Below are 14,066 nucleotides of genomic sequence, written 5' to 3' on the forward strand. Positions count from 1 at the left end.
ATGATGCGCAGTTCATTCGCTGCGCTGTTTTCTTTCATGGGGAGGTGTGGTGTTGCGCCGTGAGAGACCCCGCTCACGGCGCTTGACATCGTCAGCCCGGTAACACCGGACGCAGCGACGTCACCTCTTTCAGCTTCGTATCCGGCACACGGCCCTTGCGCGCACGCTTGCCGACATTGGGTTCGAGCGCCTTGCCGGACAGCTCTTCTTCCATGGGCTTGTTGCGGTACACGCCTTGCAGCACGACACCCGCGTTGCTGATCGCCAGCGCCTGCTTGAGCACTTCGTTCGGGTCGAGCGCCATCAGGATTACGCCGCGTCCGCCGCCCGACAACGTCTTCATCTCGTCGAGACCGAACACCAGCAGACGGCCGCCGCCCGACAGACACGCGACTTGCGTTGCATCGGGCAGCATCGGCATCGGCGCGAGCGGCGTCGCGCCCTCGTCGATCGTCATGAACGCCTTGCCCGCCTTCACGCGGCTCACCATGTCGCCGACCTTCGCGATAAAGCCGAAGCCGTTCGACGATGCCAGCAGCAGCGCCTGCTCCGCCGATGCCGCGTAGTAATGCATCAGATGCGTGCCCGATTCGAGCTCGATCAGCGACGTGACGGGAACGCCGTCGCCGCGCCCGCCCGGCAATTGCGACACCGCGACGGAATACACGCGGCCCTTGCTGCCCCACGCAATGAGCATGTCGGGCGTGCGGCACTGGAACGCCGCGTAGAGACCGTCGCCCGCCTTGAACGTGAAGCCCGCCGGGTCTAGACCGTGGCCCTTCAGCGCGCGCACCCAGCCCTTCTGCGACACGACGACGGTGACAGGTTCGTCTACCACGCGCGCTTCGAACGTGGCGCGCTTCTCCTGCTGGATCAGCGTGCGACGGTCGTCGCCATATTGCTTCGCGTCGGCTTCGATTTCCTTGATGAGCAGGCGCTTCATCGCCGGCTCGCTGCCGAGCAGTTCTTCGAGCTTGGCCTTCTCGTCGCGCAGTTCGGACAGTTCCTTTTCGATCTTGATCGCTTCGAGGCGCGCCAACTGACGCAGCCGGATTTCGAGAATGTCCTCGGCCTGGCGGTCGGACAGCTTGAACGCTTCAATCAGCGCGGCCTTCGGCTCTTCCGATTCCCGGATGATGCGGATGACCTCGTCGATATTCAAAAAGACGATCATCCGGCCTTCGAGGATGTGAATCCTCTCGTTGACCTTGTTCAGACGATGTTGCGAGCGGCGCGTGACTGTCGTGAAGCGGAAGCCGATCCACTCGTGCAGCATCTCGCCGATGCCCTTCTGACGCGGACGTCCATCCGCGCCGACCATCACGAGGTTCAGCGTCGCGTTCGATTCGAGGCTCGTATGCGCGAGCAACGTGTTCACGAACTCGGTTTGATCGATACGGCTCGACTTCGGCTCGAACACGAGACGCACGGGCGCATCCTTGCCCGACTCGTCGCGTACCGCGTCGAGCAGGCCGAGCAGCGTCTGTTTCGTCTGCAACTGTTCCGGTGTCAGCGACTTCTTGCCGAGCTTGATCTTCGGATTCGTCTGCTCCTCGATCTCTTCTAGGACCTTCTGACCGGACGTATTAGGCGGCAGTTCGGTGATGACGAGTTGCCACTGGCCGCGCGCAAGATCTTCGATCTTCCAGCGCGCGCGCACTTTGAGACTGCCACGGCCCGTTTCGTACGCCTGCGAGATTTCCGCTTCGCTGGAGATGATCTGGCCGCCGCCGGGGAAATCCGGTCCCGGCACGAGTTGCATCAGTTCGGCATGCGTGATCTTCGGATGGCGGATCATTGCGACAGCAGCCGCCGCAACTTCGCGAAGATTGTGCGACGGGATTTCCGTCGCGAGACCGACTGCGATGCCCGACGCGCCGTTCAGCAGCACAAACGGCAGGCGCGCGGGTAGCAGCTTCGGCTCTTCGAACGAACCATCGTAGTTCGGCATGAAATCGACCGTGCCCTGGTCGATTTCGTCCAGCAGCAGCTTCGCGATCGGCGTGAGGCGCGCTTCCGTGTAACGCATCGCCGCCGCGCCGTCGCCGTCGCGCGAGCCGAAGTTGCCCTGGCCGTCGATCAGCGGATAACGCATCGAGAAGTCTTGCGCGAGACGCACGAGCGCGTCGTACGCCGACTGGTCGCCGTGCGGGTGATATTTACCCAGCACATCGCCGACCACACGCGCCGACTTCACCGGCTTTGCGTTGTCGCCGAGACCCATCTCGTTCATCGCGTACAGAATGCGACGCTGCACGGGCTTCTGGCCATCACAGACGTCGGGCAGCGCGCGGCCCTTCACCACGCTCACCGCGTAGTCGAGATACGCGCGTTCCGCGTAGTTGCCGAGCGTCAGCACGTCGCCTTCGGGCGCTGCCGGCTCGGTAAACAGATCGGGAGTGTTGTCGTCCATCTAGATTCCGTGTCCTTGTTGGGCGCGCGTGCATCGCACGATGCACGCGTGCGCTCAGATATCCGCTTCGACCTGGTTGCCCTTCTCTTCGAGCCAGCTGCGGCGCGACGCCGCTTCGCCCTTGCCCATCAGCATCGTCATGCGCGTGACCGTCGCGTCGAAGTCGAGTTCGCCGAGGGCAACGGGCGACAGGCGCCGCGTGTCCGGGTTCATCGTCGTGTCCCACAGCTGCTCGGCGCTCATTTCACCGAGCCCCTTGAAGCGGCTGATCGACCATTGCGATTCGCGCACGCCGTCCTTGCGCAGCTTGTCGAGAATCGCTTCGAGTTCGCCTTCGTCGAGCGCGTACAGCTTCTGCGCCGGCTTCTTGCCGCGCGCGGGCGCATCGACGCGGAACAGCGGCGGACGCGCGACATGCACGTGACCGCGCTCGATCAGTTGCGGGAAGTGCTTGAAGAACAGCGTCAGCAATAGCACCTGGATATGCGAACCGTCGACGTCCGCATCGGACAAGATACAGATCTTGCCGTAGCGCAGATTGGACAGATCGACGGTGTCGTCCGGGTTATGCGGATCGACGCCGATCGCTACGGAAATATCGTGCACTTCGTTATTCGCGAAGAGACGATCCCGCTCGGTTTCCCAGGTGTTCAGCACCTTGCCGCGCAACGGCAGGATGGCCTGGTACTCCTTGTCACGGCCCATCTTCGCGGAACCGCCTGCTGAATCGCCCTCGACGAGGAACAGTTCGTTGCGGCCGATTTCGGTCGATTCGCAATCCGTCAGTTTGCCTGGCAGCACGGCCACACCCGAGCTCTTGCGCTTTTCGACCTTCTGGCCGGCGCGCGTGCGCGCCTGCGCCTGCTTGATGACGAGGTCGGCGAGCTTCTTGCCGTGCTCGACGTGCTGGTTGAGCCACAGTTCCAGCGCGGGGCGCGCGAACGAGGACACCAGCTTGACGGCATCGCGGCTATTCAGACGCTCCTTGATTTGCCCCTGGAACTGCGGGTCGAGCACCTTCGCGGAGAGCACGAACGAGACGCGCGCGAACACGTCTTCCGCGAGCAGCTTCACGCCCTTGGGCTGCAGGTTGTGCAGTTCGACAAAGCTCTTCACGGCCTGGAAGAGACCGTCGCGCAGACCCGCTTCATGCGTGCCGCCCGCGGGAGTCGGAATCAGATTGACGTAGGATTCGCGCGTGAGCGGTCCTTCCTCGCTCCACGCGACGACCCACGCCGCGCCTTCGCCTTCGGCAAAGGTTTCTTCGTTCGAGCGCGAACTTTCCGCGTAGCGTTCCCCTTCGAACAGCGGGATCAGCAGGTCGCTGCCCGCCATGCCTTCCATCAGATAGCCACGCAGGCCGTCTTCGTATTTCCAGCTTTGGCGCTCGCCTGTCTTTTCGTTGATGAGAACGACTTCCACGCCCGGCAGCAGCACGGCTTTCGAACGCAGCAGGCGTTGCAGTTCGCCGAGCGGCAGATTCGGCGAATCGAAGTATTTCGGATCGGCCCACGCCGTGACGCGCGTGCCCGACTTCTTGTCGGCCTTCGTCGCGGCGCGCACCTGCAGCGGCTTGATGACGTCGCCGTGCGAGAAGCTCAGCTCGGCGACCTTGCCGTCGCGCCAGACGGTGACATCCAGGCGCGTGGACAGCGCGTTGGTCACCGATACGCCGACGCCGTGCAGGCCGCCCGAGAACGTGTAGGCGCCGCCCGCCGCCTTGTCGAACTTGCCGCCGGCGTGCAGGCGCGTGAAAACGATTTCGACGACGGGGACGCGCTCTTCGGGGTGCATGCCGAACGGAATACCACGGCCGTCGTCTTCGACTGAAACGGAATGATCGGCGTGCAGCGTGACGGTGATCTGACGGCCGTAGCCGCCGAGCGCTTCGTCGGATGCGTTGTCGATGACTTCCTGAATGATGTGCAGCGGATTTTCGGTGCGCGTGTACATGCCGGGCCGCTGCTTGACCGGCTCCAGGCCTTTGAGCACCTTGATCGATGCTTCGCTATACGCGGCGTTTGGCTTTTTCGTTGACATGGCTTGCTCGGGTCCGTCGGTTCATCGTTGTCCACATGTCTTGCGGACAGGTGCGTGGACAATGCGTCGAGTTTTCAAAAAAAAGCGAAACGAAACAACGGAGTGTGTAGGCTGCGCGACTTACGTGCGGCAGTTTTCGGTTTGCCCTGTCTGCTGTCCGCGGATTCCGGCAGGCCCGGTTGCGGGCGGTGCGCTGGAACGACCGTGGGAAGCAGGTCCGCGGGTATTTTACTGATTTCGATGCGCGGGGCAATTTAGATGAGGGGTGTAGGACGATTGGTATAAAGGCGTACTACACCGATGGGCGTGCTACTTCTTCTTGCTCTCCAACTCATCCCACCGCTCGATCGCCACGAGCAATTCATCGTCGATGGCCGCATAGCGTTCTGTCAGCCGCGCCCCCTCCTGCGCGTCCTTCACGAAGATCGAGCCCTCCTCGATCTGCGCGCCGATCGCCTTCTGCTCCGCTTCCAGCGCTGCGATCCGCTCGGGCAGCGCCTCGAGTTCGCGCTGCTCCTTGAACGACAGCTTGACCGTGCGCTGCGCGTTGCGACCCGCCGCGCTTTCCTTCGGTGCGGCTTCCTTCGGCGGCTCTTTCGGTGCATCCTTTTGCGCGATCTGTTCCGAACGTTCGCGCTGAATCTGCCAGTCGGTAAAGCCACCGACATATTCACGCCACTTGCCCGCGTCTTCCGAAGCGATCACCGACGTGACCACGTTGTCGAGAAACGCGCGGTCGTGGCTCACCAGCAGCACGGTGCCGTCGTAGTCCGTCAGGAGTTCCTCGAGCAGTTCGAGCGTCGGAATGTCGAGGTCGTTGGTCGGTTCGTCGAGCACCAGCACGTTGGCCGGCCGCGCAAAGAGACGCGCCAGCAGCAGGCGGTTGCGCTCGCCGCCCGACAGCGATTTGACGGGCGAACGCGCGCGCTCGGGCGCGAACAGGAAGTCGCCGAGATAGCTCATCACGTGCTTTTTCTGGCCGTTGATCTCGACCCAGTCGCTACCCGGGCTGATCGTGTCGGCGAGGCTCTTTTCCAGATCGAGCTGCGCGCGCATCTGGTCGAAGTAAGCGACCTGCAGGTTGGTGCCGACACGCACCGCGCCGTCGTCCGGCTGCAGTTCGCCGAGGATCAGCTTGAGCAGCGTCGTTTTGCCCGCGCCATTCGGACCGACGAAACCGATCTTGTCGCCGCGCATGACCGTCGTCGAAAAACGGTCGACCACGGTGCGCTCGCCGTAGCGCTTCGTCACGTCCGTGAGTTCGGCGACGATCTTGCCGGACTTCTCGCCCTGTCCGACGTCGAGCTTGACGTTGCCCTGCACGTTGCGCCGTTCTTCACGCTCCTTACGCATCTGCACGAGCCGCGCAATGCGGCCGACGCTGCGCGTGCGCCGCGCCTCGACGCCCTTGCGGATCCACACTTCTTCCTGCGCGAGAAGCTTGTCGAACTTCTCGTTCTCGACGCGCTCCACTTCAAGCTGCTGCGCCTTGCGCGTCTGATACGCGGAGAAATTGCCCGGATACGACAGCAGACGCCCGCGATCCAGCTCGACAATGCGCGTCGCGACGCGATCGAGAAACGCGCGGTCGTGGGTGATGAACAGCAGACCGGCACGCTGCGAGACCAGCAGCTCTTCCAGCCAGCGGATGCCGTCGAAGTCGAGATGGTTGGTCGGTTCGTCGAGCAGCAGCACGTCGGGCTGCACGACGAGCGCGCGCGCCAGCGCGACGCGCTTTTGCATGCCGCCCGACAGGGAGCCCACCTGCGCATCGCCGTCGAGACCGATCTGCGCCAGGGTTGTGGCGACGCGCGTGCGCCAGTTCCAGGCATCCGTCGCATCGAGCGACGATTGCAGCGCGTTCATGCGCGCGAGCAACGCGTCGTGCTGCGCGCCCTCAGGCGTTTCCGCCAGTTCGTGCGCGACCGTGTTGTATTCGTCGAGCAGCGCGCTCGCGCGCGTGAGACCTGCCGCCACCGTATCGAAGACTGTAACGTCGCCGTCGAACTCGGGTTCCTGTGGCACGTACACGGTGACGAGATCCTGCTGGCGCGTGATCAGGCCGTCGTCCGGCCTCGCCAGCTCCGCGACGATTTTCAGCAGCGACGACTTGCCCGCGCCGTTACGGCCGATCAACCCGACGCGCTCGCCGGCTTCGAGTGAAAAATCCGCGTGATCGAGCAGCGCGACATGGCCGAACGCCAGTTGCGCGCCCGTAATGGTGTAAAGCGACATGGAAAAGTGAAGAAACCAGCGATGAGTCGGAAGCGCTCATTGTACCGGTCGGCAGCGCGGGAGCTGACGGGATGCGGACGGGCAGACGTCATAGGACGAATGACGCGGGGTGCATACCCCCGTGGACCTGAGCGGCACCGAAAGCGCGCCCCGTTCGCGGCGGGCGTGCGCGGCAGCAGCGGATCACTGCCGCGCAAGTTTCGCGTGCGCGAACACGCCTGCGCTCACTTCACGTGAATCGTGATCGTCTTGCTCATTTCCGGACCGTACGAACGGTGCGCGCCGTCGCCGAAATCCAGGGTCAGCGTATGCTCGCCCGGCGGCAGCGTGAGTTCGGCTTCCGTCTGGCCCTTGCCGAAATGCAGCGACTTGTCGGTGGCCGGGATCACCTCGCCCTTCGGCAGCGGCTGCCCGTCGATGATCAGATGATGATGCCCCGCGCCTTCCGTCATCGTGCCCGCTGGCGCGATCTTCATGCCGTCGACGGCAAATTTCACATGGATGGGGTTGCTCACCGTCGCGCCGTCCTTCGGCTCGACGAAGGAGACGCCCGCCGCATGCGCCACGCCCGACACGACCAGCATGCTCGCGCACGCTGCACCGGCCCACCACTTCTTGTTCAGCATCGTTTTCTCCTTGGCTAAAGGGGCTCGACGGGCGCGGCACGCGTCAGCATTGCGCACGGCGACACCGAACGAAAAGGATACACGTTCGACCTGCGCCCGCAGGCAAGCGCATCGCGCGGCTACACGTTGCTTCGCGCAGGTCCGGAACTGATAACGAACCGAAAGGCGTCGGCCTTCCGGCGAATTCCGGTAATATTGCGAGTCGCCGCCGAATGCACAATAAAGGGGCAGATTGGCGGATTTTGCACTGAATCGATGAAGAGCGTGTGTCGTGAGTGAAGTGATCGTTGAATACAAGAGCTGGGTCTGCCTGATTTGCGGCTGGATCTATAACGAAGAGGAAGGCCTGCCCGAGGAAGGCATTGCAGCGGGTACGCGTTTCGCCGATATCCCGGACGACTGGCGCTGCCCGCTGTGCGACGTGGGCAAGGCGGAATTTGCCGTCGTCGAGTTCTGATCGGCGCTCCTGTCGAAGAGCGCTTGCTGTTGTCGAGCGGTCCGTGGGCCATCTGCCCGCGGACCGCTTCGTTTTTGGCGGCGTGTCGGGCAGCATCAGCCGCGTGTGGCGACGACGATCAACTCACGGCTCATCTCATCGACAGACGAGCGGGACCAGTCGCCGAACCATTCCATTTTGCTGAAGCCCGCTTTGCGCAGCGCTTCGCTGAGTTCGGCCTGCGTGCGCAAGCGCAGTTCGCTGGCGGAGACGACGGTATCGCCGCTGTCGATGAATCGATAGAACGTATCGAACCGGACGCAGTCCGCCTTCACGTCGACAAGTTGCTGCCAGATTTCGACCGTGCCGTACGGCGCACCATCGATGACGCGGCGCGACTGGTGCGGTGTCCACCCGGCCCACGGTGCGACGAGGGGATTGCGGCTCTCGAAAGCCAGCTGCCCGCCCGTACCCAGCGCTGCGTACGCGGCAGCCAGCGTGGCATCGAAGCTGGTGTCGTCGAGAAAAACCTGCGCGACGTGCCCTGTCATCACGGCCAGATCCGCGTTCAGCGCGCCCAGTCGCGCGGCGTCGCCTTCTATCCATGTCACCTGTCCGGCGCCAACCCTTTGGCGCGCGACGTCAAGCATCGCGTGCGACGGGTCCACACCCGTCACCGTGTGCCCTCGCTGGGCCAGCTCGCAGGCGAGCAGCCCCGTGCCGCAGCCGATGTCGACGACATGCGACGCTGATGTGCTTGCGGCGAGATCCAGATAGAAGCGGGTATCGGCGGCGAACGGGTTGAGCGCGTCGTAGAGCGCGACGAGGCGTGGATCGGAGTATTGGGAATCGGTCATGGTGCCGATGGTAGCCCTGCCGCACGTAACGCGCGGCGCCGTCCTCGCAGGTCATGCTGGTGCGCGCCGAAAGGCGCTTCGGCGAGCGGGCGATTTGCTATACTCTGCCCTCGTCGGCGGCCCCTCCCCGTAGTTCAATGGATAGAACGAGTGCCTCCTAAGCGCTAGATACAGGTTCGATTCCTGTCGGGGGGACCAATTTTCAGCGCTCATTTTCGCTGACACCCTTCCCCAGTAGGGCTCTCAAGGTTCCGTAGGTCCCCGTGGTGTACCTCTTGCTGTACCAACGGGCGTACCAACGATGACCCTCTTCCGCCTTACCAACACTATGGCCGTTGACATTCGCTACCTCTGGGAACGCTCGCCATCTGGACCCTACTGGTTCAAGCGCAAGGTTCCGAAAGCCTTGGTGCCGCTCGTCGGTAAGTCTTGGGTACAGTTCAGTTTGAAGACCAGAGACCTCAAGGCGGCGGCGCGTTTGATTTCGAAGCACGTGACCGAGCAAGACCGGCATTGGGCGGAACTCACCACACCCACACGGGAAGGGTCTATCGAGCAGGGCAGGCGTCTTTTGCAGGCGTACGGCGTCGATCCGGTAGACCCTAGGGCCGATGAAATGGCGCTGGATTTGTTCTTCGATGCCGTGGAAGAGCAGTTGCCGAGGAAGGTACGTGATGAGCATCAAGAGGCCTACCAGCTAGACATCCCGATTGCGCCGAAGGACATCGACCAGCATCTTCCTCCTGCTTTTGCAGCAGCTTTTGCGATGGCTCAGGGCCGCTTCGAGCACCTAGCATCGGACTGTATGCGAGAGTATGTCGCTGCTCGTACGGACGATGCGCAGTCGGTGAAGTCCGCCAGTCTCCCCTTCGAATACCTCATCAAATTGGCGGGGGACAAGCCCTTGGCGGGTTACAGGCGGGCCGATGTTCGCCGGTATGTTGAGCATCTCCTAGCCGGAAAACATTCGCCTACTGGAAAGGGAATTGCAACCAGCACCGTAGAGCGTTACATCACATCCCTTCGCGCTGCATTTGCCCGCTCCATCAAAGAGCATGAGTTACGAATCGAGAATGTATGGGCTGGAACGATAGAATTCCCGAAGGGAGCGAAGGGAGCCGGTAAGCTGATGACCTTCGCTGTATCTTGGTCTTGCTGGCTGAGACTGGGGCTCGCCTAGCTGAAATCGTCGGGCTGCGAAGGGTGGATTGCTATGTAGAGGCTTCCACCCCGTACATTCACATCATTGCTCACGCATCACGCTCCATCAAGACCGCACATAGTGAACGCAAGGTTCCGTTGACTCCAAGGGCGCTCCAAGGGCTCCAGAGGGCGCTAAAGCTGTCAGAAGGTGACGCCTACGTGTTCCCTCGATACACAAGCGATGAGGGCTGTAAGGCAACCCACGCGAGCAATACCCTTAACGATTGGCTTAAGAGCCGCAAGATCGCACCTACGGCTCACGGTATGCGGCATGGGATGCGGGACCTTCTGAGGGCCGCTGAAGCCCCTCAAGATATCGTTGAGCAGCTTCAGGGATGGGGAAAAGTGAGCCAATCAAGCAAGTACGGGGCGGGACATTCGCTCGAAACCTTGCTGCGATGGCTGTCTAAAGCAGTGGTCTGAGGTTCAACAAACATCCTACAGACTTAGAATTCCTGCTCCCCTTCAGGATCATTCCACGCCACACCTAGATGAGCGCAGATGTGTTCCGCTAGATTCGGGCTATATATTTCCAGTGCTCTCCACGTGACTTCGGCATTTCGTCCTAGTTCCTTACCAAACTTCTTAATCAACCGCTCTGCCAGCTTTTGGGCTTCACGTTCGATCCATCCATCAGACCCGACATCGTCATCCTGTTGGTCCCCCTTCCAGAGGCTCCATGCATCCTGCCACCTCAACTCCGCCGCGTAATCTTTACTATATCTCTCAACGATGAATTCCCGGACCTTCCGCATGACGCTTATGCGAGAAGGCGCTACGGTCGTTGAGTTGTGCACGGCTTTAATGGATAGGTCGGTGAGGACAGTCAGTCGCCATGCCGCATTTGTTTTCTCTGAAGATGACATCGGCAGCTTGTCGTGCGTGTTGCTCAGCGCCGCTTGGCCGATAGCCTCGTCCAGCGTTCCTTCGAACACGCTCACCGGAACTTTGCCACTGAAACCAGCTTCGACATACGCAGCAACCCGGTGGTGCCCATCAATGCATGTCCAGCCATCGCCCGTCCAGAATACGGTCAGCGGTTCTAGGGTGTCACCACCCTTCACAACCCTTTTCAAGACCGATACGTGCTTGTTGCTGTCCCAGTCTTTCGGCAGTCGATGCTGAAACAGCTCTTCCTTGGTCAGAATGTGTTCGAGGATTAGCTTAGTGGGCCTCTTCGTAGTCGGAATCGGGTTAGCCGCAATGCTGGCTTCGACCACTTGCTTAGTCGCGTAAAAACCGTCTGTCATAAATTAGGGGCAGATTCTAGGCCTATCCTAAAAGGAGAGGCGATATACAGGGGCCGCCATCTTATCCCCTTTTCCTCTTCAAGCAAAGGAGACCCATGAGAGGCCTCCCGATATTCCGCTCAAGCCCGCTGGACAAGGCTGATTGGCTCATAGCGCCTTTGGTATTGTTTTGGGCAAAGGAAGAAAGCGGGCACATTCCCACAAGGCCCTCGCCGTTTCCCTGAGGGCTCTGAGGGTTAATCGCAAAGATGGACCTGTAGAGCCCACAAAGGACTTTAGAACTACCGGAAACCTCAGGGGCATGTCAGGAAAGCCCCTCCGCCTATCGAAAAGGGCGCCCCTCCAACGGGCTTTATCCTTTATCAATGCCTAAAATTTAAGCAACTCCGGCCGCAGCGCACTCTTGGCCCTCAGGATCGTAGCGCGTGACGTGCTGTAGTCCCTTGCCAACTGTGACACCGAGACGCCTCCCGCAAGGGCCTCGCGGACCTTCTGTTGCTCCTGAGGACTCAGGGCAGACTTCCTCCCCAGCTTCGTACCTTCAGCCTTCGCACGGGCCAATCCTGCCTGTGTACGTTCGATGATCAAGTCCCGTTCGAACTCAGCCATGCTGCTGAGAACGCCCATAATCAGCTTCCCTGCTGAACTGGTGAGGTCCGCCCCGCCGAGCTGAAGGCAATGAACACGAACGCCCATGCCCGCCAGTTTCTCGACGGTGGAGCGGACATCAAGTGCTGACCGTCCAAGCCTATCGAGCTTGGTAACGATCAACACATCGCCAGCCTCCAGACGATCAACCAGCTTGGCGAACAGGGGCCGCTTGAAGGCTTCTGTGCTGCCGCTAATGGTTTCCTCAACGATCCGCTTGGAATCGACCGTGAAGCCTGCCGCTTTGATTTCCTCAAGCTGGTTGCTGGTGGTGAGTTCGGTACGACTAACACGGGCGTATGCGAAGGTGCGGCTCATGGTGGACTCAGACTGTGCGAAAAGGATGTACGAATCATATTGCCTGCTCGAAACGAACGCAAGCTATATTTCGCACACTGTTCCGCACACTGTTCGTTAATGACCGTTTTCGGACGGCGGCGTGAGCGTGACTGCCATGGAACTTTTGGACGACAGGCTATTTACAGCTTATCTCGCCCCTGTACGTCACACACGTCACGTCGCCCCCCTCGCTCGCCGGTTGCAACGAATCCTGTGGAACCGTGGCCGCCACAGCCGGAGCCGCATTGACCGCACTCAGGGTCGAACTCGTTACCTCAGAAGCCGCATTGACCGCATTCAAGGTCGAAGTCGTCGCATTTGAAGCGTTCGCACTATTTAATACGCCGAGGAGCCAACGCTGCTCGTCTTCGTACCATGCAACCAGGCAAGCCTTATCCCTGCAATTCTTGTTGCGCCAGTTCCAATTCCGACGCGCTGTATCCCCGAAGGACTTCTTGTCGGACGTGGCGGCTTTGGCTTGGGCGAAAGTGCTCGCTAGTGCACGATCCATTGCAGCAAGATCGTCGTCGCCGCAGATCAGCACCTCGGAAGGCCCATGCGCCTTGTTACAGTCAAAGCTTGTCGCTGCCGCTTGCGCTCTTGCAGGGGCTACGTCTACGTTGGAAGTCGAAGCCGCGACGAACGCCGGTGCGACGCTCTGCGGTGCGTCGGGATGGGTCCCATCCCTCCAGGTAATCACAAAGAGGGCCATTACGACCATAAATAGCCCACCCCCTAGGGACAGCCCTAAGAGTAGCCAATCGGTCGACTCAAGAAAAGTTGACGACCGATGCTGGTCGGATGAAGGTCGTAGATTGTCCGGTTGAGGATTGGAGGCTGACGCCGGTGCCTCCGGCTCCGAATCGCTCGATGCCCTGCGACCAGGGTTCTCGGATGCTCTTGTATCTGAACGGGTGCGCTCGTCGTTCGCGTTGGTCTTTTTCGGTGCGCCAAGTTGGAGGTAGATCAGCAGGAGCAAGGGAAGGATCAGGAGGAGCGCCATGCCTTCCCCCCCAAAGCCAAAGAGGGCGGCGATGCTTGCGACAACGAACATAAAGATCCGCTGCCCACGATTGATGCTGCCATACCAGTTCATCACCGTACCTAAATTAGAGCCGGCGGCTGGCGGTGGTGGTGTGTCGCCTGACTGTGTAGGCTCTCGTGCGGTTTGAGCGGACTGCTGGGGTGGATCCGCTTGCTGCTGAGGCTCTTCGGTAGTGCTTTGGGCTCGTGCTTCCTCTGCAGCCAATTGACGATCATAGGTAGCTCGCGCATCGGCATCCCCGAGCACGGCCCACGCATCATTCAGGATTTTCATGATGCGAGTAGCGTCAGGGTGATTGTTCTTGTCCGGGTGGTATCGCTGACTTAGTGCTTTGTAGGCGGCCTTGATGACCGCATGAGGTGCGTTGCGTGCAACCTTCAGATTGTCGTAGTGAGTGTGCATTCTCTTGGGTCGCGTTTGCCGAGATACGCGTTAGTGTGTTGACTATGTACGGCCATACTTGGCAAGAAAAGCCTCTGCTAGCCTCACGACATGAGGGTGTAGACGAGCGCCCCAGCCGCCCACAACGAGAACAGCAGACACGGGATACGCCTCTTGCGGTAGCGATAGGCTCCGCTGGCAAGAAGCACCAGACCAATGATGTGACCTAGTTGAAACATAGATATTCCCCCGGTTGTGGATGGACTTGTCCTTCTTATCTTGTGGACGAGTCGTAATGATTGGTCTCGTTTTGGGGCAAGTTTACCTCGGACGACGTTTTTCAAGGTACCCCCCAAGCCTGTTTTCGACCGTCTTCAAAAACACCGCTAAAGCTCGACCGCGCTGTTGTTGTTCGAGCTTGCGAGTTAGAGGGGCAGGTGGAAATCGCTAAGTGGGAGGACCGCTTTGCCAGGTCGGGGTTGCGAAGCTCCCTTTGGGTTGCTGCATCGAGCAACGCCGAGCTGGTCCGCTCGCAATGGACGCACATAGCAGACAGTAGGCGCTACGCCTATTTCACTGCTCTCACCTGCTCA

Annotated in this window: 11 protein-coding genes and 1 tRNA gene; 4 read left to right on the top strand and 8 right to left on the bottom strand. The window is 60.7% G+C overall.

Annotation, left to right across the window (positions count from 1 at the left end):
• Positions 1–91: 91 nt before the first annotated feature.
• The 4 genes from parC to BPHY_RS10820 form a co-directional block, all read right to left on the bottom strand.
• The gene (gene parC / locus BPHY_RS10805) at positions 92–2,413 is read right to left on the bottom strand and encodes a DNA topoisomerase IV subunit A (RefSeq protein WP_012401506.1); all 2,322 of its coding nucleotides are present in this window, start codon (positions 2,411–2,413) and stop codon (positions 92–94) included.
• A 54-nt stretch (positions 2,414–2,467) separates the two neighbouring features.
• A complete protein-coding gene (locus BPHY_RS10810; protein WP_012401507.1) occupies positions 2,468–4,453 on the bottom strand; it encodes a DNA topoisomerase IV subunit B in 1,986 nt (661 codons plus the stop codon).
• A gap of 309 nt (positions 4,454–4,762) precedes the next feature.
• Entirely contained in the window at positions 4,763–6,688 is a 1,926-nt protein-coding gene (locus BPHY_RS10815) for an ATP-binding cassette domain-containing protein (RefSeq protein WP_012401508.1), read from the bottom strand.
• Between the two features lie 224 nt (positions 6,689–6,912).
• Positions 6,913–7,314 (bottom strand): DUF4399 domain-containing protein, encoded by a 402-nt coding sequence (locus BPHY_RS10820; RefSeq protein ID WP_012401509.1) that lies wholly within the window; start codon positions 7,312–7,314, stop codon positions 6,913–6,915.
• 271 nt (positions 7,315–7,585) lie between these two features.
• Here BPHY_RS10820 and BPHY_RS10825 point away from each other — a divergent pair, with 271 nt between their 5' ends.
• Positions 7,586–7,771, top strand: a complete 186-nt coding sequence (locus BPHY_RS10825; protein ID WP_041763545.1) for a rubredoxin — start codon at positions 7,586–7,588, stop codon at positions 7,769–7,771.
• A gap of 95 nt (positions 7,772–7,866) precedes the next feature.
• On the opposite strand, the gene BPHY_RS10830 is transcribed toward BPHY_RS10825, so the two are convergent.
• On the bottom strand, positions 7,867–8,607 hold the full coding sequence (locus BPHY_RS10830; protein ID WP_012401511.1) for a class I SAM-dependent methyltransferase: 741 nt from the start codon (positions 8,605–8,607) through the stop codon (positions 7,867–7,869).
• 123 nt (positions 8,608–8,730) lie between these two features.
• On the opposite strand from BPHY_RS10830, the gene BPHY_RS10835 reads away from it, so the two are divergent.
• The 3 genes from BPHY_RS10835 (at position 8,731) to BPHY_RS44200 (ending at position 10,233) form a co-directional block, all read left to right on the top strand.
• Positions 8,731–8,805, top strand: a tRNA-Arg gene (locus tag BPHY_RS10835).
• A gap of 103 nt (positions 8,806–8,908) precedes the next feature.
• On the top strand, positions 8,909–9,787 hold the full coding sequence (locus BPHY_RS10840) for a DUF6538 domain-containing protein (protein WP_041763546.1): 879 nt from the start codon (positions 8,909–8,911) through the stop codon (positions 9,785–9,787).
• Positions 9,760–10,233, top strand: a complete 474-nt coding sequence (locus tag BPHY_RS44200; protein WP_052306076.1) for a tyrosine-type recombinase/integrase — start codon at positions 9,760–9,762, stop codon at positions 10,231–10,233. The genes BPHY_RS10840 and BPHY_RS44200 overlap by 28 nt, the downstream gene beginning before the upstream one ends.
• Before the next feature lie 23 nt (positions 10,234–10,256).
• Here BPHY_RS44200 and BPHY_RS10850 read toward each other — a convergent pair whose 3' ends face one another.
• The 3 genes from BPHY_RS10850 to BPHY_RS43090 all read right to left on the bottom strand — a co-directional run bounded on the left by BPHY_RS10850 (position 10,257) and on the right by BPHY_RS43090 (position 13,494).
• The gene (locus BPHY_RS10850) at positions 10,257–11,060 is read right to left on the bottom strand and encodes a hypothetical protein (RefSeq protein ID WP_012401512.1); all 804 of its coding nucleotides are present in this window, start codon (positions 11,058–11,060) and stop codon (positions 10,257–10,259) included.
• Positions 11,061–11,429: 369 nt separating this feature from the next.
• Positions 11,430–12,026 carry a recombinase family protein gene (locus BPHY_RS10855; RefSeq protein ID WP_012401513.1) on the bottom strand — a complete coding sequence of 199 codons (597 nt, stop codon included), beginning with the start codon at positions 12,024–12,026 and terminating at the stop codon, positions 11,430–11,432.
• A gap of 157 nt (positions 12,027–12,183) precedes the next feature.
• Positions 12,184–13,494, bottom strand: a complete 1,311-nt coding sequence (locus tag BPHY_RS43090) for a DnaJ domain-containing protein (RefSeq protein WP_012401514.1) — start codon at positions 13,492–13,494, stop codon at positions 12,184–12,186.
• Positions 13,495–14,066: the final 572 nt, after the last annotated feature.

Source organism: Paraburkholderia phymatum STM815, assembly GCF_000020045.1.
In the GTDB taxonomy this organism is placed as follows: Bacteria; Pseudomonadota; Gammaproteobacteria; order Burkholderiales; family Burkholderiaceae; genus Paraburkholderia; species Paraburkholderia phymatum.